Annotated in this window: 14 protein-coding genes; 3 read left to right on the forward strand and 11 right to left on the reverse strand. The window is 48.2% G+C overall.

Translation table 11 applies throughout. The annotated features are described in order from the left end of the window. Nucleotides 1-17: 17 nt before the first annotated feature. A complete protein-coding gene (locus AC5RDV_RS01370; protein ID WP_008625174.1) occupies nt 18-1532 on the reverse strand; it encodes a GDSL-type esterase/lipase family protein in 1515 nt (504 codons plus the stop codon). A gap of 262 nt (nt 1533-1794) precedes the next feature. Between AC5RDV_RS01370 and AC5RDV_RS01375 the strand changes: the two genes are divergently transcribed. Beyond that, nucleotides 1795-2031: a winged helix-turn-helix domain-containing protein gene (locus AC5RDV_RS01375; protein ID WP_008625173.1), complete on the forward strand. Its 237-nt coding sequence runs from the start codon at nt 1795-1797 to the stop codon at nt 2029-2031. Nucleotides 2032-2163: 132 nt separating this feature from the next. On the opposite strand, the gene AC5RDV_RS01380 is transcribed toward AC5RDV_RS01375, so the two are convergent. Genes AC5RDV_RS01380 through dnaN form a run of 6 tightly spaced genes read right to left on the reverse strand, consistent with a single transcriptional unit; the run spans nt 2164 to nt 9580 of the window. Then, nucleotides 2164-3852, reverse strand: coding sequence for a serine protease (locus AC5RDV_RS01380; protein WP_130892714.1), 1689 nt, complete (start codon nt 3850-3852; stop codon nt 2164-2166). After that, on the reverse strand, nt 3849-5522 hold the full coding sequence (gene recN, locus AC5RDV_RS01385; RefSeq protein WP_130892715.1) for a DNA repair protein RecN: 1674 nt from the start codon (nt 5520-5522) through the stop codon (nt 3849-3851). Before recN ends, AC5RDV_RS01380 begins: the two co-directional genes overlap by 4 nt. Before the next feature lie 4 nt (nt 5523-5526). Next, on the reverse strand, nt 5527-6462 hold the full coding sequence (gene porD, locus AC5RDV_RS01390; RefSeq protein ID WP_008625170.1) for a type IX secretion system protein PorD: 936 nt from the start codon (nt 6460-6462) through the stop codon (nt 5527-5529). A 6-nt stretch (nt 6463-6468) separates the two neighbouring features. Continuing rightward, a complete protein-coding gene (coaBC, locus tag AC5RDV_RS01395) occupies nt 6469-7668 on the reverse strand; it encodes a bifunctional phosphopantothenoylcysteine decarboxylase/phosphopantothenate--cysteine ligase CoaBC (RefSeq protein ID WP_130892716.1) in 1200 nt (399 codons plus the stop codon). Between the two features lie 6 nt (nt 7669-7674). Beyond that, entirely contained in the window at nt 7675-8445 is a 771-nt protein-coding gene (locus AC5RDV_RS01400; RefSeq protein WP_008625168.1) for a 3'-5' exonuclease, read from the reverse strand. Nucleotides 8446-8455: 10 nt separating this feature from the next. Then, nucleotides 8456-9580 carry a DNA polymerase III subunit beta gene (dnaN, locus tag AC5RDV_RS01405; RefSeq protein ID WP_008625167.1) on the reverse strand — a complete coding sequence of 375 codons (1125 nt, stop codon included), beginning with the start codon at nt 9578-9580 and terminating at the stop codon, nt 8456-8458. Between the two features lie 133 nt (nt 9581-9713). Here dnaN and AC5RDV_RS01410 point away from each other — a divergent pair, with 133 nt between their 5' ends. Continuing rightward, on the forward strand, nt 9714-10091 hold the full coding sequence (locus AC5RDV_RS01410) for a DUF3127 domain-containing protein (protein WP_008625166.1): 378 nt from the start codon (nt 9714-9716) through the stop codon (nt 10089-10091). A 199-nt stretch (nt 10092-10290) separates the two neighbouring features. On the opposite strand, the gene AC5RDV_RS01415 is transcribed toward AC5RDV_RS01410, so the two are convergent. Genes AC5RDV_RS01415 through AC5RDV_RS01425 form a run of 3 tightly spaced genes read right to left on the reverse strand, consistent with a single transcriptional unit; the run spans nt 10291 to nt 16039 of the window. After that, entirely contained in the window at nt 10291-11661 is a 1371-nt protein-coding gene (locus tag AC5RDV_RS01415; protein WP_008625165.1) for a TolC family protein, read from the reverse strand. After that, nucleotides 11658-14861, reverse strand: a complete 3204-nt coding sequence (locus AC5RDV_RS01420) for an efflux RND transporter permease subunit (RefSeq protein WP_130892717.1) — start codon at nt 14859-14861, stop codon at nt 11658-11660. The genes AC5RDV_RS01415 and AC5RDV_RS01420 overlap by 4 nt, the downstream gene beginning before the upstream one ends. Before the next feature lie 26 nt (nt 14862-14887). Next, nucleotides 14888-16039 (reverse strand): efflux RND transporter periplasmic adaptor subunit, encoded by a 1152-nt coding sequence (locus AC5RDV_RS01425; protein WP_008625162.1) that lies wholly within the window; start codon nt 16037-16039, stop codon nt 14888-14890. A 165-nt stretch (nt 16040-16204) separates the two neighbouring features. Between AC5RDV_RS01425 and AC5RDV_RS01430 the strand changes: the two genes are divergently transcribed. After that, complete coding sequence (locus AC5RDV_RS01430; RefSeq protein ID WP_008625161.1) at nt 16205-17044, forward strand: helix-turn-helix domain-containing protein; 840 nt, start codon at nt 16205-16207, stop codon at nt 17042-17044. Nucleotides 17045-17174: 130 nt separating this feature from the next. On the opposite strand, the gene rho is transcribed toward AC5RDV_RS01430, so the two are convergent. After that, nucleotides 17175-19193 carry a transcription termination factor Rho gene (rho, locus tag AC5RDV_RS01435; protein ID WP_008625160.1) on the reverse strand — a complete coding sequence of 673 codons (2019 nt, stop codon included), beginning with the start codon at nt 19191-19193 and terminating at the stop codon, nt 17175-17177. Nucleotides 19194-19367: the final 174 nt, after the last annotated feature.

Genomic DNA, 19367 nt, shown 5'->3' on the forward strand with positions numbered 1-19367 from the left:
GAATATTGAAGATAAAATTAAGGGTTCAGTGAATCGTGGGGAACCGTGTCGGTGCCGGTTGCCTGTGGGGACGGGGCCAGTGTGGTATCTACCACCAGTTCCGTACTGTCTGCACTGAGTTTCAGTTTGTCTTTTCCTGTGCGGAAACGATAAAACTTATGGTAAAATTCAAGCGTTTCATAGAGGATGTTGCCTACGTGGCGTGCACCTTTGGGAGTGAAATGCACGTAGTCCGGTCCGGCCAGATAGGCATCCACCCACTTCATCATGGAGCCGCGTCCGCCCATGGCGGCATAAAGGTCCCAATATGCTATGCCGCAGCTGTCTGCCATGGCTTTCATGGCTTCCACCAAACGGGGCAGCACGGGGTAAGTCTGCATTTCGCCGTCAATCGAAGTGGACATGTCCGACGGGCCGATGAAGAGGAAACAAGCGTCGGGTGCCAGTTTCCGGAGGTATTCGATTTGTCGTTTCAGCCCGGACATGTAGCCTGCGATGCCCTCTTTTCCTTTCAGGTAAGGGACGGAGTTTCCACCATATTGCAGGATGATGAGCCGGACGTTTTCGCGTCCGAAGAACGGGGAGAGCGTAGATGAATGGATGCCAGTGAATATCGTACCGGAACAGCCGCGCATGGGGATGTTGTCGAGCGAAACGCCAGTTTGCCCGTCGAGCATCACTCCGTACACGTCCGCTTGTCCGTCGACCGTGAGGCTGACCGTAGTGCGGGGAGTGTTGAAATTACGTGAGTAGCAGTAAAATTGGTCGTTGAGCCGTGTCTCGTTCAGGGTGAGGGTATCGGTTCCGGCCACTACCGCCGCTTCTACCGGCGCACTGGTCAGGAGTGTGATTTGGCTGAAACGGGAAGCGTGCGGAAAATGCTGGCGGTCGCGCGTGGAAAACCGGAATGTGGCCGGCCTGTCAAGTGTGGCCGTTTGTCCCATGACACCGTATGCCTTGCTTTCGAGCCGCATATCCTTGGGCCCATAGACGATGTGTCGGGATAGCCCTTCCGGCGATACGGATTGTGACAACGTGTAGGTCGGGACGGTTTGTACGGCCGGTGCCAATCCCACGCCGCTTCCACCAAACCGTTCTTGGAACGCTTCGCGCAAGACGGATGAGATGCGGTCGCCTTCCAACTGCGAATCACCGTAGTGCATGATGCGGACGGGGCGTTCGCGTGCAGCTTCGAGTGCGTCGAAAAACGGGTCCAAATAATCGATATTGTCTCCCGGCATATAAATACGTGCGGCATTCGTCTCGCAATAGGTCATGAACTCGCTTTCTTTTTCCGCTTTGAGTGCGTCCATGCGCATTTGCAGCAGTTCTTCTGTGCTGAGTGTATCGGTTGCTACAGTGTCGGTCGGGAGTGTTTCCTTTTCCTCTTCCGTTTGAAGGACTTCTGCCAGGGAGGGAAACTGCATCCGCACACTGCCTACGGCAATGCCATCCTCCGGGAAAAAGTACGCAACGAGTGCCAACAATCCTAAGATAGAAAAGATAAAACAAATAATAATCCTGATTTTCATCCTGTTTGCGGTGTTTGTGAAAAACCTTGCAAAGTTACGGAATATCGTTGGAATAACCGAATAAAATCGTCAGATTGAGACAGGGGCATAGTTGTTTTCTATATTTTGGGCTTAGCTGATTTTAAAAGCATGATGTAGGGTGCCTTTTCTGAATATTTCAGCATAAAGTGTTAATGTAGGTTAATAAATGGGGGGGGTAAATAATTTGTCAACGATTTGTTATATTTGTATGTAAGTTTAAATCGTCAAATAAATTAAGAGTATGGATAAACATATTATTGGAGAAAACGCCCTCAAGGTATTGCATTTGCTAAACAGTAACGAGCAACGCAGGTGGGAATATTCCGAGATAAAGCAAATGATGGGATTCGATGATGCGGAATTGGGCAGTGTCATTGGTTGGTTGGCGTGCGAAGATAAAATACAGTTTGAATTGGAACACCATGATAGTAAAGATGAGATAGCTTATTTGTATCTCACACCGAATGTATATTTTTGACTATTTGGAAAACTTTCCGGATGTTTTTAACCGTTTTCGGATTAAGTATGGTGTGAACTATACTTAAAAAGTATAAGGCCATGCTTCGTCAAAAACATGGCCTTATATGGGTAGGAGGAAAGAAGGATAAGTTTATGGTTGGGTTTCTTCGGCTAAAATGGCTTGTGCGGATTCGTCGCCCAATTCGATTGCTTTTTTCAAATTGGACAGGCCTTTTTCACGTTGGTTTAATCTGAGTTGGCAAATTCCCGCTAAACGATAGGCGTCTCCGAACTTGGGATTTAGTTCTGCACTCTTTTGAGCCGACTTGAGTGCTTCCTCGAATTCCCCGAGCCTGTAGTAGACAACTGCGCGTTCTGCATGGTAGAGCGGTTCCTTGGGTTCCATGCGGATGGCCCGGTCGATGTCATCTACTGCTTGTTGGAACATGCGGCACTGCATTTCCGCCTGTTCGCGTCTATAATAGAAATAAGCTGTCAGCTCATTACTCATTAAGTGCTCATATTCATTCAGGTCGGCAATGGCTTCACGGTAACGTCCCAATTCAAGCAAGGTATTAGAGCGTTCCAATAGGGACGGAGCGGCATCTTTGGGATAAGGCTTCTTGAAGCAAGCCACAGCACTGTCTTGAAGGGCCAGTATTTGCAGCGTGTCTGTTTTTGCCATTCTTTTGCACTGTGCGGCATAGAGAAAGATTTGGGCCGAACGCATGTTTGTTTCCCGTAAGGAGAGGTATTTTTCGCAGGCTTTCTCATATTCTTTCAAAGCGTAGAGTGTGTTACCTTCCTGAAGGATATAAAGGGGTAAAGGATTGGCCTTATAAGCTTCTTCTGCAAGAGTGAGCGAATGGTTTAAATTCCAGTCCTTATAAACCTGATAGCCTGGTTTCAGGTTCAATTCGTAAAGCAGTTTGCTGAACGCATAGTAGGTTTCATCCTTTTTTTCCGTTACTTCAAGGGCACTTTTCATGTCTTCTTCGGCGGCTGCATAGTTGCCGTGTGCCATGTAGAAATCAGCCCGTTGCGTGTAAGCCTCGCTGCTTTTAGGAAATTGCAGTATATAATCGTTCAGGTATTGGCTATAGGTGGCAGAGTCCGAACGGGAGGCCGTCATGAACAGGAACGTGCGTATGTCCGCCTCATCGGCCGGTAATGCCTTACGGATGTGGATGGCATTTAAGTCGTTGTCGGCCGAAGACATGCCATCGGTGCAAAGAGTGTTACCGTATGCGACACTGACAGCGTAGGAAGTTGTGGCAGAGGCGTCGGCTTTCCTTTGTATCATTCCCAAAACTTCGCCTTCTTCATCCATGACCGGACTGTTCAAGTACTTTTCGTCCAATGGCCGGCCTAAGGTGTAATAACCGTATTTCTCGTTGAATTTCTGAATGTCGTGCAAAGTGTCGTTCACACACATTTTGTTTTCTTTTGTCGGGTAGGGAAGGACGTAGACGTGTTCATGTTTCACGCCCATACGGTCTGAAATGGTCAGTGCCGGAGTATCCTTGTCGGTTTTTACCCGGAATTTCACCAAATCGTATAATGAGCTAGCCCCGATGATGGCTTCCACCTCGTATTCCTTTCCTTCTCCACTGACGACTTTGGCCTTACTGGCTTGTTTGAACAGTTGGTAATCGGCTAAGGCGGTTCCATCCTTGCCGATGAAAAAGCCGCTGCCGGATTGCAGCATGTCTCCTTTTTCATTCATGGTCACGATGCTGATTTGTGCTTTTGCCGCCTTTTTGAACCATTTGGGATTTTGGGCAACCAGATGGCTACCCAAGGTAGACAGGCAGGTCAATATAAATATGATCTTTTTCATTTTCTATAGGATTGGTTAAGCAATTCTTTAGCGTTATTGATGGCCGCATCGGTCAGTGTGGTACCGCTCAACATGTGGGCGATTTCTTCCACGCGTCCTTTTTCGTCCAGTTGGACGATATGGCTGCTGGTACCTTCCGCGTGGTCTTCCTTGTAAACTTTGTAATGCGTGCTGCCGAGAGCCGCGATTTGGGGCAGATGGGTGATGCTGATGACTTGCCGGTTGAGTGCCCCCATTTCCTGCATGATATGTGCCATCTTCTCGGCGATGCTGCCGGAGACGCCGGTATCTATTTCGTCGAAAATGATGGTAGGCAGTTTGACCGCCCCGGAAATCATGGCTTTCAGCGAAAGCATGACGCGTGCGATTTCACCCCCCGATGCCACTTGGGAGATAGGTTGCAACTGGCCGTTTTTGTTGGCACTGAAAAGGAAGTTTATTTTGTCGGTTCCTGTCTCGTCCGGTACTTCTTTGGAAGTGAGTTCCACTTTGAATTGGACGTTCGGGATGCCCAACGGGATGAGTTTTTCTTTCATCTGCCTTTCCACGACCAAAGCTGCCTTTTGCCGTAGCGAGGTCAGTCTGCCTGCTTGTTTCTTCATCGCCTCAAGGGCTTGGTCGCATTGTTGTTGCAAGGCCTGTATATGTTCGTCGCTATGTGTAATGGCGTTGAGCTTTTCGCGGTATTCCTCCTCTATTCGCAGAAGGTCGTCCAACGTGTCCACACGATGTTTCTGTTGCAAGTCATAGATGGTGTTGAGCCGTTCGTTGACGTATTCCAGACGTTCCGGATTGAACTCGACCTGTTCCGTGCGTCCGGCAATCTCGCCGGCAAGGTCTTTCAGTTCGATATAACAGGACTCCATGCGTGATGCCAATTCATTGCCATCGGGATAAACTTTTCCTATATTATCCAAAAGATGGGTCGTTTCCTTCAAAACGTTGACGATACCGTTTTGTTCATTGTCCAAAAGGTTTTCCGCTTGATATAAGGCTTGTTTGATTTCTTCAGCATGTGCCAACGTTTCGGCCTCTTGTTCCAGTTCCTCTTGTTCTCCGGTTTTCAATGCGGCGTTCTCTAATTGTTCCAGTTGGAATGTGATATAGTCTTCTTCCGTACGGGCTTGTTCTGCGGCTTGCCTAGCCTGCTGCAACGACTTTTCCGTCTGCTTGTAAGCCGTGTACAGTCTTTTGTATTGTTGCAGTTCATCTTTGTCTCCGGCCAGGATGTCGATGACATTCAGTTGGAAGTTCTCTTTGTTCAGCAACAAGTTTTGATGTTGGGAATGCACGTCGATGAGCATTTCTCCCAATTCCTTGAGTTGGCTCACGGGAGCGGGTGTATCGTTGATGAACGCCCGGCTCTTGCCGGATGCCGTGATTTCACGGCGGACGATACATTCTTTTCCGTCGAACTCCAAATCATTGCGTTCGAAGAACCCCTGCATGCCGTAGGCACTCAGGTCGAAAACGGCTTCGATGATACATTTCGACATGCCGTTTTTAATGGATTTACTGTCTGCGCGCTGACCGAGCAGCAGGCCGATGGCACCGAGGATAATGGACTTTCCGGCACCGGTTTCCCCGGTAATGACGGAAAATCCCGGCTCGAACCGGATGTCTAATGTGTCTATTAATGCGTAATTCTGAATGAATAAAGATTTCAGCATATCCTTATTTTCTGAGTTTTTCCCAATAATTGCTTTGTGAAGCGTTGATGGCGAACACGATATTATATACTTTCTCACGTTCTTCCGCAGTGCCCTTTCCGCTGTAGATGCTGACCAACTCATCCCGTTTGATGTCGGTGAATATGACGGGGAGCGCGCTCATGCTTTTTTGGTCGCGGGCTTGTTTGAGCATTTCCATGGATTCCGTGATGGCCATGCGTGCCGTATCGGTATTTTCCGTCATGCGGTCCAACCCCAGGCGGTGGTATTTGTATTCCAGTTGCCGGAGCGGTTCCATGGCTCCATCCAGATAGTCATTGATAATGGCAAAGCGGTTGCGGTCGTTTTCAAAAGCTTTCCATCCGGCATAGCCCAAGTTTTGCGAATTGTTGGCTACGTCCATGGCCATTTGCAGGATGTCGGAACCGCCGAGCGGAGCCATCGTATCCATGTCCAATCCGATGATGAGGTAGGCGTAGTAGGCGATGACAGCCGTAAGGTTGTTGTCCACTTGTTCCGGCCGGAATTCCAATTGGTCGAACTGTTGAAAAGTAAAGTTGAAATTCTCATCCTGAAAATTAAACACCGTCGTCGAATAGTTGGAGTCGTACACCGGACGTGTACTCTGCACCTGTATCGAACCCGTGAATGAATTGTCTGTTTCACTGTAAGTTTTCAGCGTGATGCTGAAAGTGCAGTTGATACGTTCTTTTTCTTCGTATGTCATCCCGGTCCATTGCCTTTCGTTGATGAAAGCCGTCAGGGAGTTCTGCAACGCCTCGAATACGGCTTCCGTCGTGTTGGAGATTTGGGAACGGTTGATGGTCACTTTGGCATTGAGTTCCTGTGCCGCAGTAGGGGCTGCAATGTGGAAACATGCCGTCAGGGCCATGATTTTAAGACTGGAGGCTATGTGTCTGCGTACGTCATGCATATTCATCCGAAGTTAGAAAGAGGACACGAGCCGGTCGACAATGTCGGCCGCCACTTCTTTTTTGCTTTTCAGAGGATAGACCACGGAATCAGTCCGGCTGATGATGGTTATTTTATTCGTGTCATGACGGAAGCCCGCTCCTGGGTCATTCAACGAATTGAGCACGATGAAGTCAAGGTTCTTCCGTTCCAGTTTTTCGTGCGCGTGTGCCGTCTCGTCATGGGTTTCGAGGGCAAAGCCTATGAGTCTCTGCTCTTTACGTTTCATCTGGCCGAGCGCTTGGGCTATGTCGCGTGTCGGCTTCAGATGCAGGACGAGGTCTTCTGACTCACGTTTGATTTTGCGGTCGGAAGTTTGTGCAGGCGTGAAGTCGGCCACGGCTGCACATAAGATAGCTGCATCCGATTCCGGGAAGTGCGCCGTGGCTTCGCGGAACATGTCTTCGGCCGACTCTACGTCGATTCGCCGGATGCCCGCCTGCGTGGTGCCGAGGGGTGTCGGGCCGCAAACCAACGTGACTTCTGCGCCGCGTCGGGCACAAGCCTCGGCTAAGGCGATTCCCATCTTGCCCGATGAATAGTTGCCGATAAACCTTACGGGGTCTATTTTTTCATACGTGGGGCCTGCTGTAATCAGGATTCTTTTCCCCTGCAAGTCTTGTCTGTCAGAAAAGTAGCCTTCCAGGACCTTGATAATATTTTCAGGTTCCTCCATGCGTCCTTTGCCTTCCAAGTGGCTGGCCAATTCCCCGCACGCAGGCTCAATGATGTGGTTGCCGTAACTACGGAGGCGTTCGAGGTTCTGCTGCGTGGAAGGATGGGCGAACATGTCCAAATCCATTGCCGGAGCCACGAAAACGGGAGCTTTCATGGACAAGTAGGTCGTGATGAGCATATTGTCGGCTATGCCGTGAGCCATCTTGCCGATAGACGAGGCCGTAGCCGGTGCAATCACCATGGCATCGGCCCAAAGCCCGAGTGCTACATGGCTGTGCCAACTCCCGTCGCGTCCGGAAAAGAATTCGCTGACCACGGGTTTGCTAGTCAGTGCGGAGAGGGTGACGGGCGTGATGAATTCCTTCCCTGCCGGAGTGATAACCACTTGTACTTCGGCTCCTCTTTTAATCAATCCCCGGATGAGGTAGCAGGCTTTGTAGGCCGCGATGCTTCCCGTGATTCCCAATACGATTTTCTTACCTCTTAATGTTTCCATGCCGGTTTATGCCTTGTTCATGTCCAGACGAATCTGGGTTAAGATCTGCTTGGTGTTACGTGCGAAGTCACCTTGCAGAATCCAACTGTAATATCCGGGATCCGTACGTAATACGTCGGCGACTTTTTTTCCTTTGTATTTGCCGAAGTTGAACACGATATCATGATTCTCGTCATAAACCATTCGTCCGGCAAAATCCACATTATCCGTCATCTTGGAAAAGTCGGACAGGAATGCCACGTCATTTTTCAAGTCTTCAGGATAATGGTCCAGTTGTGCCATCAGGACTTCGTATGTTGCTCGTGTGTCGGCCAACGCAGAATGGGCGTTTTCCAAATCCTTTCCGCAATAGAATTTGTATGCGGCGCTCAACGTCCGGCGTTCGAGCTTATGGTAAATGTTTTGTACGTCGATGAACTTACGCTTGCGGATGTCTATGTCTATGCCCGCCCGAAGAAATTCTTCGACCAACATCGGTACGTCGAAACGGTTGGAATTGAACCCGGCGAAATCGCAACCTTTGATGGTGTTGGCCAAGTCTTTGGCTACCTGTTTGAAGGTGGGGCAATCTGCCACGTCTTCATCATAGATACCGTGTATGGCCGAAGAACTTTCCGGAATGTGCATCTCCGGATTAATTCGCATGCTTTTGGATTCTTCATTGCCATTAGGGTATACTTTGATGTAGCACAATTCTACGATACGGTCGTTTGTGATATTGATGCCCGTCGTTTCCAAGTCGAAGAAAACGACGGGGTTGTTCAGATTTAATTTCATTTTTATTCTTTTAGTCGTTCAGCATCATAGGCATCAGCAGCATCAACAGATCTTCATTTTCTTCCTGTTCAGCCGGCACGATGACTCCCGCCCGGCTCGGGTCGGCCAGTTCGATGATGACGTTTTCTCCCCCCATATTGTTCAGTATGTCGATGAGGAACGTGCCCTTGAAACCGATATTCATCGGAGAATCTCCGTATTCGCAGGGCACGCGTTCCTCGGCTGAGGTGGAGTAGTCGATGTCTTGTCCGGAAACTACCAACTGGTTACTTTCCAAATGCAACTTGATCAAAGCACTGCTCTGGTTGGAGAATATCAATACGCGTTTCAGTGCGCTCAACAGAGTAAGGCGGTCCACTGTGACCCGATAGGGGTTGTTTTGCGGAATGACGGAGTTATAGTTCGGATAACGTCCTTCGATAAGGCGGCAGATGATCCGGGAAGATTCCATGGTAATGTAAGCATTACGCTCATTGAACCTTAACGTGACATCGTCCGACTCTTTCGGGAGGAGGTTCTTCAGAATCGTAGCCGGTTTCTTGGGAAGGATGAAGGCGGCGGGTTGGTCGCCTTTGATGGTGTAGTTTCTGTTGCGCACCAATTTGTGACCGTCGGTAGAGACAAATGTCAGGTTGTCTGCCTGGATGTCGAAATATACCCCGTTCATCACCGGGCGCAATTCGTCATCGGCTGTGGCAAACAGGCAACGGTTTATGCCGTTGAGCATCGTTTCGGCCGGTATGACGAGGCCCTTCATATCTTCCTGCGGGAGATTCATTTCCGGATATTCGTCGGCACTTTGTCCCACGATATTGAAACGTCCGTTTTGGTAGTTGGCCGTGATTTCCATGTTGTCTGGGTTGATGTCGAAAGAAAGGGGTTGTTCCGCAATTTCTTTCATGGAGTCCTGGATGGTTTTGGCGTTGATGCAGAAACGGGTATTGGCATCGCTTTCCACGAGTTCCAAACTGGTAATCAGCGTCGTTTCGCTGTCTGATGCCGTAATGGTGAGTATATTATCTTGGATTTCAAATAAGAAGCAATCCAAGATGGGGAGCGTATTCTTTGAATTTATGACACGTCCAATAGTCTGCAAACGATTGAAAAGGGCAGAACTTGATACGATAAATTTCATGATGTGGTATTTTTAGAATTATATTCAGCAAATTTACGGATTTAAGTAGAACGGAACAAAAAAAATAAATTAAAATTCGAGAAAGTAGAAAATAAGTTGTAATTTCGCATCACTAAACAGTTAATGTAGAAATATGGAAATTACAGGAAAAATTATTGCCGTGTTGCCTGAGCGGGGCGGTGTTTCCCAACGTACCGGTTCGGAGTGGAAAGTGCAGGAGTATGTGTTGGAAACCCAAGAACAATATCCCAGAAAGATGTGTTTTGACGTTTTCGGAGCAGACAAGATAGCGCAGTTTGCCATTAAGATTGGCGACCAGCTTACCGTATCGTTTGATATTGATGCGCGAGAGTATCAAGGGCGTTGGTACAACAGTATCCGTGCATGGAAGGTAGAGCGTGCGGCAACTGCGGCAGACGCTCCCGTTGGACAGGTTCCTTTTCCGCCGGTTCCGGATGCGGCACCTGTCGATTTCTCGGCAGGAGATTCCAAGGATGACCTGCCTTTCTGATAGGAGCGTCGGAATGCATATGGTGAATCCCGGTAGCGAGTGGCTATCGGGATTTTTTGTGCGTTAGTTGTGTCGGATCGGAGATATGGATTCTGCCGTATGTCTTGGATGGGGTGGGATGCATGTAGAAACGAAGACGGCTTCCGGATTCATTGGCCGGAAGCCGTCTTCGCTTGATTTATAAAAAGAGGTAGTTGCTTTATTCGTCGTAACCTCCGCCCAAAGCCTGATACAATTCGATGGCTGCCTGTATCTGGCTGAACTTGTTGCTGATTTGCGACATCTGGGCCGTCAGCAAGGTCTGTTGGGCAGTCAACACCTGCAGGTAGTTGGTCGATGAGTTCATCATTAACGCCTGCGTGCTTTTTACGGCCGTTTCCAAAGAGGCTATTTGTTTGGTGTACAAGCCGTCTTTCTCTCCGGTAGCCTGTATTTTGGTAAGAGCTGCGTTCACTTCAGTTCCCGCATCTAATAAGGTCTGTTGGAATGAGAGTTTGGCTTGTTCCTGCTGTGCTTTTGAGATTTTATATTGCGCACGCAACTTTCCGTTCTGGAAAATAGGTTGTGTCAACGAAGCCATGGCATTCCATATCCATTTGCCCGGATTGACCGGTATGGTACCGAGGTCGTTCGTCCAACCGATTGCGCCGCTCAGGTTCAAACCAGGATAAAAAGCAGCACGCGACTCATTGGTGGCGTAGTAGGCTACGGCCAACTGGGTTTCGGCCAGTTTCACATCCGGACGGTTGGCTAATGCGGCAGCCGGGATACCGGCAGACATGCGGGTCGGGACTTTCCAGTTGTCCATGGAGCCGATGGCATATTTTTGCGGAGCCTCGCCTAACAGGGCAGAAAATTCATCTTCCAAATCGCTGATTTGTTGTTTTAAGTCTGTGATTTGGGTGCAGATGCTGTAGTAGTTGGCTTCCGTTTGCGACACGGCTGCCATGTTGCTTTGGCCGGCATTCATCAAAGCGCGGGTGGTTTCGACGTTCTCCTTCCACAGTTTTTCCGTTTCCTGGCTGATGGCCAACTGGTCTTTCAGCATGGCCAACGAGTAGTAATAGTTGGCGATTGCCGCAATCAGTTGCGACTGTACGGCCTGCTTGTAGGCATGGCTGTTTTCAAGTTGGGCTTTTGCACGCTTTTTGGCATTGTGCAGGCTTCCGAAGATGTCTATTTGCCAAGAAGCCGACACAGGAATCGTGTATGTCTGTGTGGCTTTTCCCCAATCCACACCGGCCAATGACCCTTGCGGAGCGAAAGCGAGGCTAGGGATATAAGCCCATTTGGCAGCCTTCAGCGAGGCTTCGGACTGTTCGATTTGCAGTTGGGCGCTACGTAAGTTCGTGTTTTGTGCCAACCCTCTTTCAATCAGGGTCTGCAGTTGGGGATCCGTGAAGATTTCTCTCCATGCGAATGAGGCTAAGCCCAATGAGTCGCCGCTTTGAGTGTTGTCGCTGCGGTACAAGCCGTCCGTCTGGATGTCGGCCGGGCGTTCGTAGCTCTTGTATAGACCGCAACTGCTCAACAGAGCAGCTGTGGTCATGGTCATAATTATCTTTTTCATTTTTTATCTTTTTCGCTATTAAATGCACTACGTTCTTCCAAACTCTTTTGGCGTTCTGCCATGATTTGGATGTTACCTTCCTTATGCATAGGCGGACGAACCTTTTCCTGCAAATACTGGAATACGATGAAGAATACCGGGGTGATGAAAAGCAACGCGAGCGTACCAATCAACATACCGCCGACAACACCCGTACCCAGAGAACTGTTACCGTTGGCTCCGGCACCCGAAGCGAACATCAGGGGCAACATACCGAATATCATGGTCAATACCGTCATCAAAATCGGGCGGAGGCGTTCTTGTGCCGCAGCGTAAGCGGCTTCTACGATACCCATGCCTTGGCGGCGGCGTTCCGATGCAAATTCCGTGATAAGGATGGCGGTCTTAGCCAAAAGTCCAATCAACATGATCACACCTGTTTGCAGGTAGATGTTGTTTTCCAAGCCGAAGAGCCATGCAAAGAGGAACGAGCCCATCAAACCGCACGGCACGGAAAGGATAACGGCCAAAGGAACCAAGAAGCTTTCATAAAGACATGACAGAATCAAGAAGATGAGCACGACGCAGAGCACATAGATGAATACCGTGTCGTTTGAGCCTGCGGTTTGCTTTTCCTCACGCGATATACCACCGTATTCATAGTGGTAGCGGTTTGGCATAGTCTCTTCAAACACTTTTTCTATGGCTTTCATGGCTTCACCGGAAGAGTATCCCGGTGCCGGGTTGATGTTACAAGTGATGGCATCAAACAAGTTGAAACGGTTTGTGATTTCCGGCCCCATCATTTTCTTGACGCTCAGGAACTGGCTGATGGGGGCCATCTCGCCGTTGATTCGTACAAAGATGTTGTTTAGCGACTGCTCGTCCAAGCGGTATTTGGGGTCGGCTTGGATCATGATACGGTATACTTTAGAGAACAAGTTGAAGTTGGATGCGTAAATACCACCGCAATAACCTCCCAATACGCTCAATACTTCGGACGGGGAAATGCCTGCACGTTTACATTTGGCTGCATCTACATTGACTTCATATTGTGGGAACTTCGGGTTGAAAGTCGTGTAAGCCATGGCCACTTCCGGACATTGGTTGGCAGCTGCAATAAATTTCATTGTGTTTTGGTAGAAAGCATCGAGGTCGCCACCCACGCGGTCTTGCAAGTGCATTTCTATACTGTTACCCATACCGTAACCCGGAATCATACCCGGTTGGAAAGTAAAGGATTGGGCTTCCTTAATGCTTTGCAGCATGAAGTTCAGTTTGTTCATGACCGAATTAGCGTCTTGTCCTTCTCCTGTACGTTCGTTCCAATCTTTCAGACGGATGATGAATGAACCATAAGACGTTCCTTGTCCGGCAATGAAACCGTAACCGGAAATTTTTGAATAATGGTCTATCTCTGGGATTTGCTTGATGATATTTTCAATCTTCGCCATGGTTTTGTTGGTAGTGGCCAAGCTGCTTCCCGGAGACATGCTGACGTTTACCATCATGGTTCCCTGGTCTTCTTGCGGAACCAAGGCTGTCTTTGTGGTTTTCATGAAGTAGACCAACAGCACGCAAGACACTACCAACGTGCTCCACGAGAGCCAACGTTGGTGGATGAAGAACATGACTCCCTTTTTATATTTAGCCATCATGGCATTGAAAGAGGCATTATAAGCAGCTTTCACGATGCCATTGATGCTCATTTTCCCTTTTTTGCCGCTAGCGGGACGCATCCACATGGCGCAAAGTGCAGGACACAGGGTCAAGGCGTTCAAACAGGAAATACCTACGGCTACAGCCATGGTCACACCGAACTGAGTGTAAAAGATACCTGAGGTCCCACCCATGAAAGTCACAGGGATAAATACGGCCATAAACACGAGGGTACAGGTGATAACGGCCATCGTCACGTCGGCAAGGGCGTCTTTGGTGGCCAAATAGGGGGACGTGTAGCCCACGTCAAATTTAGCTTGCACAGCCTCGACCACCACGATGGAGTCGTCCACTACCGTACCGATGACCAACACCAAGGCAAACAAGGTCAGGATGTTGATACTGAATCCGGCCATTTGCATGGCTGCGAACGTACCCACGAGAGATACGATAATGGAGATGGAGGGAATCAACGTACTCTTGAAATCCTGTAGGAAGAAGTAAACCACGAGGATTACAAGGATGATGGCCACAACCAAGGTTTCTACCACTTCATGGATAGAAGCGAAAAGGAAGTCGTTAGAACTCATCATCGTCATGAATTCCAAACCTTCGGGAAGGTCTTTTTCGATGTCTTCCAACAGTTTAGCGATGTTTTCGTTTACTTCCGTGGCGTTAGAGCCGGCTACTTGGAATACCATGAACGTACAACTCGGATGGCCGTCTACATTACTGTCGAAAGCATAGGATTGTGTACCCAATTCCACACGGGCTACGTCCTTAAGACGCAATACATTACCATCGGGCATGGAGCGTACAACTATGTTTTGGAATTCTTCGATGCTTTTCAGACGACCTTTGTATTTCATGGTGAACTGGAATGTGTTTTGGGAATTTTCACCCAACGAGCCGGTAGGGGCTTCCAGGTTCTGTTCACCCAACACGGCTGTCACATCGGATGGAACTAAGCCATATTGAGCCATGACATCCGGTTTCAACCAAATACGCATACTGTATGTGTCACCCAAGGCCATCACGTCTCCTACTCCTTCGATACGTTTAATCTGTGGCACGACGTTGATGTCGAGGTAGTTGGCAATAAAAGTCTTGTCGTAGCGCCCGCTCGGGCTGTACAAGGCACCAATTTGCAAGAAACTTGTTTGGCGTTTTGTGGTAGTCACACCGATACGGGTCACTTCCGCCGGCAGTAAGCCTTGCGCCTTGCTCACGCGGTTCTGCACATTGACGGCAGCCATGTCGGGGTCAGTGCCTTGTTTAAAATATATGGAGATATCGGCCGAGCCTGAGTTGGTGGCGGTCGATTCCATGTAGGTCATGTTTTCCACACCGTTGATGGCTTCTTCCAACGGTTGGATGACGCTTTTCATCACGGCATCGGCACTGGCACCCGTATAGGAGGCTGATACTCGTACTGTCGGGGGAGCAATATCGGGATACTGCTCAACCGGCAGGGTGCCCAGTGAAATAAATCCTACGATAAGGATAAGAATGGAGATGGAGAATGCCATCACCGGGCGTTTAATAAATATGTTACCTTTCATTGTTTTGCTTAATTAGTAATACTCTCTTATTTATCTTGTTTCTGTGTTTCACCTTGTGTTGCATTTGCTTGAGTGGCTGTGCCGACCGGTGTACCTTCGCGTACTAATCCTGCACCTTCAGCAATGATGACATCACCTACACTCAGTCCGTTGGTCACGATATATTCCGTGCCGTTGTTGTTGGGAGCCACTTCGATGTTGGCACTTTGTGCCTTTCCGTCCACGACTTTGTAAACCAAAACTTTGTCTTGCAACTCAAATGTGGCAGCCTGAGGGATGACAATTACATCCTTGTAGAATACCGGAACTTCTACGTTACCGTTGGCTCCGCTGTGCAGCATGTTGGAAGTGTTGGGGAATGCTGCGCGCACCTGTGCCGTACCCGTACTGGTGTTGATGACTCCACTGATGGACTCTACGTGCCCACTGTCAGGCAATACACTGCCGTCATTGAGAATCAGTTTCACGGGCGGCATCTTTTTGGCTGCTTCTTCGAGTGAACCGTATTGGCGTGTCATGTTGAGTAAGTCATTCTCATTGACAGAAAAGTACACATATAACTCGCTATTGTCAGACACTGTGGTGAGCGGTTGTGGCATTGAGCTGCCCACTAATGTACCTTGACGGTAGGGAAGTTGGCCTACAACTCCGTCAGCGGGACTCTTTACTACGGTATATGACAAGTTGTTTCTTGCGTTCACAACTTGGGCTTTGGCTTGGGCCACGGCTGCTTTGGCACTCAGTAGGCTGTTTTCTGATTTCTGCAAGTCAAAATCCGATACGACTTTTTGCTCGAATAGCTTTTGCGTGCTCTTAAAAGTCAAATTGGCTGTAGCCTCAGCTGCTTCCGCTGCTTTCAGGTTGGCTTCGGCCGTATTCAAGGCTGCCTGATATGGTACTTGGTCGATGATGAACAACGTCTGCCCTTTTTTTACACGGTCGCCTTCCTGTACACAAAGTTTTTGGAGCGTACCACCGACTTGGGGGTAAATTTCCACGTCTTGGCGTCCTTGGATAGTGGCACTGTAAAGCGATTTTAAAACTCTGGAATCTGTTTTTACGGTCATGGTCTTGTAAGATGATCCCATGTCCATTGTTTGTTGTTGCTTGTTGCAACCCGTTAATGCAACCAAGCAGCAAAATGCTGTCGTTGCAACAGTCTTAATACCTCTATTCATAACTAATTAATAAAATAATAATCTCAAAAACGGTGCAAAAGTACATAAACTGAACGAGTTTATGTGTATTAAAAATACGTTTGTTTTGTTCATTTTGGGAAGTAACCTTGCATTTTAGGAATATTCTACTTAATTTTGGTTTCTATTAACGAAAGATTTCTGTTTATGGGAGATAAAGTACGTACATTGTTGCTTCAGGAGTGTTTCTATTATAGAACTTCGTTGGGTTGGACTGTAGAGAATGGATTGGTTGTAGACAAGTGTGTGCTCATGATGGTGGAGAAGGGAAAAGCCAACGTGGTTATAGGTGAAAATGAATATGTCTTGGATCGGCATCAGATGCTTTTCATGCGTCCAGAATTACCGTTGAAAAAGTTGCGTTCTACATCCGATTTTTCCGTTTCTTTGATGGTCTTTCCTCCTTCCATGATTCGTGAAAGTACAGAACGGATGGAGCCTCGTTTTTTATTGCTTTTATTTACACAGGTAGTTTGGACCCTGAATGCGGAGAATCGTAAATTAGTGGAACACTTCCGGGAGTTATTTCGTTTTGCGGTAAGGGACTATGGTCGGGGGTATACCCGTGAATTAGTCCTGAGTTTGGTGAACGGATTGGTGTACGGGGCATACGAGATGTGTGGGGCGGTGCGTCTGGCAAAGTTGTCGTTGGATTCTTCTCGTTCCCGGGAGCTGTTTCGGAATTTTATGGAATTGCTTCATAAGCATCTGATGCGTGAGCATGAAGTACAGTTTTATGCCGGTAAACTTTGCATCTCTTCTAAATACCTAACTCAAATATCGAAGGGGATGATAGGGCGCACGCCTAAACAGATTATCGACGAGACCCTTATGTACGAAGCCATGAAATTGTTGGATAAAAATAATTCAAGTATACAGGAGATTAGTGTGAGCCTTGGGTTTCCAGACCAGTCTTATTTCGGACGTTTTTTCAAACGTTTGAAGCACATGTCTCCCCAACAATACCGCTTGAGGTCGAAACGTTGACAGCCCCTTTCAAAATCTCAGAACATGCAGGTTGGGATTCTATAAGAAGCGTTCCATCGTTTTCAGAAAGGAAGGAAACGATGGAACGCTTGTATCTGTGTAAGCCAGTATAGACCTCGTGCGGAGGGCTTTATGAATTCATGCTCATCAGGAACTCTTCATTGTTCTTGGTTGGCTCAATCCGGTCTTTCAAGAACGTCATGGCTTCTATCGGATTCATGTCGGCCAAAATCTTACGCAATACCCACATGCGATCCAGAGTCTGTTTGTCATGCAGCAGGTCATCGCGACGTGTACTCGAAGCCACGATGTTGACAGCAGGGAAGATACGCTTGTTGCTCAGTGAGCGGTCGAGTTGGAGTTCCATGTTCCCTGTACCCTTGAATTCCTCAAAGATGACTTCGTCCATTTTGCTGCCAGTGTCTATCAGTGCAGTGGCTATAATGGTCAGTGAACCGCCGTTCTCAATGTTACGGGCAGCTCCGAAGAAACGTTTCGGTTTGTGCAGTGCATTGGCGTCCACACCTCCGGAGAGAACTTTTCCACTGGCGGGAGAAACCGTGTTGTAGGCGCGTGCCAGTCGCGTGATGGAGTCGAGGAATATGACCACGTCGTGTCCGCACTCTACCATCCTCTTGGCCTTTTCCAGTACGATGCCGGCTATTTTCACGTGGCGTTCTGCCGGCTCGTCGAACGTGGAAGCAATGACTTCGGCGTTGACCGTGCGTGCCATGTCTGTTACTTCTTCCGGACGTTCGTCAATCAATAGCATGATGAGGTAAGCTTCCGGATGGTTGGCGGCGATAGCGTTGGCAATATCCTTCATCAGGATGGTCTTACCCGTTTTGGGCTGTGCCACCAACAAGGCACGCTGTCCTTTGCCGATGGGGGCAAACAGGTCTACGATGCGTGTAGAAAGGTTGTCGTTATGGCCTTTACAAAGTTTGAACTTTTCATCGGGGAAAAGCGGAGTGAGATGTTCAAAAGGCACTCGGTCTCTCACGTCGCTAGGAGCACAACCGTTGATTTTCGTCACTCGGATGAGCGGGAAATACTTTTCACCGGGCTTCGGAGGGCGTACGGGCCCCTCTACGACATCACCGGTTTTAAGGCCGAACAATTTGATTTGTGAGGTACTTACGTAGATGTCGTCAGGAGAAGACAGATAATTATAGTCGCTGGAACGCAAGAAGCCATAACCGTCCTGCATGATTTCCAAAACCCCTTCGCCCGTCAGGATGTCTCCGAAATCGTATGTTGGTTCGGAAATTTTAGGGAATGCGATTTCCTTTTCAGGGGTACTTTCTGACGCTTCGTACGAATATGTATCGGCAAGCCCGTGCGACGTAATGTCCGGTTGTTGGCTTGGGTAGGTCATATACGTCTCGTCCATGGTTGGTTCTGTCGGGATAACGGGTATGTCTTCTACCACGACGAAATCGTTTTCGTCTGTTGCGAAGAAGTTTTCTGTAGAAGGTGCTTCAGTTTCTGTTTTTTCTGTGATTTCCGGAACTTCAGTTTCTGTCGCATCGTCAATTGTTTCTACAGGCTGCTCCGGAATATCCTGCAAGATTTCCAACGGGACTTCGGTGATAGGTTCATCCATAACCGGAAGCTGATTTGTATCGTCCGACAAAACAGAGGCTTGTTCCTCTGCTAATTTTGCAGCAGCTTCCAGTGCCGCTTTTTCTGCTTTTGATTTCCGTCCTCTCTTTTTGGGGAGAGGGGCGGCAAGAACTTCTGCATTTTGTTCTATCGTGTTGTCAGACATTTCTTTTTCCACAATGGCTTCCACCGGCAGGTCTGCCAATTCGGGACTGATTACAGGAGTCGTTTTTTCATTTTTCAGTTCCGTTGCCTCTTCTTTGTTGTCGCGGGCAGCTTCCTTTTTCTTCATATCGAAGTTCTCGCCGTTGCCTTGCGAGGCACTATATACGCGGTCGGTTTCTTTCTTGCTCACTCTGACGCGTTTGCGCGGTGTTTTCGTTGTAGTGGCTTTTTGTGAGGCGGACAATATGGACTCTTCGTCTATGATTTGATAAATCAGCCCCATACGGTCGTCTTCATTGGGTGAGGGGATTCCCAAATTCTTTGCTATGTCTATCAGTTCTTCCTGAGACATGGCTTCTAATTCACTTTTCTTATGCATATGTAAGTATGTGTTGTACTTTTCTTGTATTGTACAGAGTTCATCTGTAGAATAAAAGTAGGATTCTTTTGATTGGATTTTCTTTGTTGTAATTAAAGAAAGAAAACTGTGTGGTTACAGTCATCTTGCATTTTGTTGGTGCAAAAGTAATGAATAATTTCTAAAAAACACGCA

Source organism: Paraprevotella sp., from assembly GCF_986071375.1.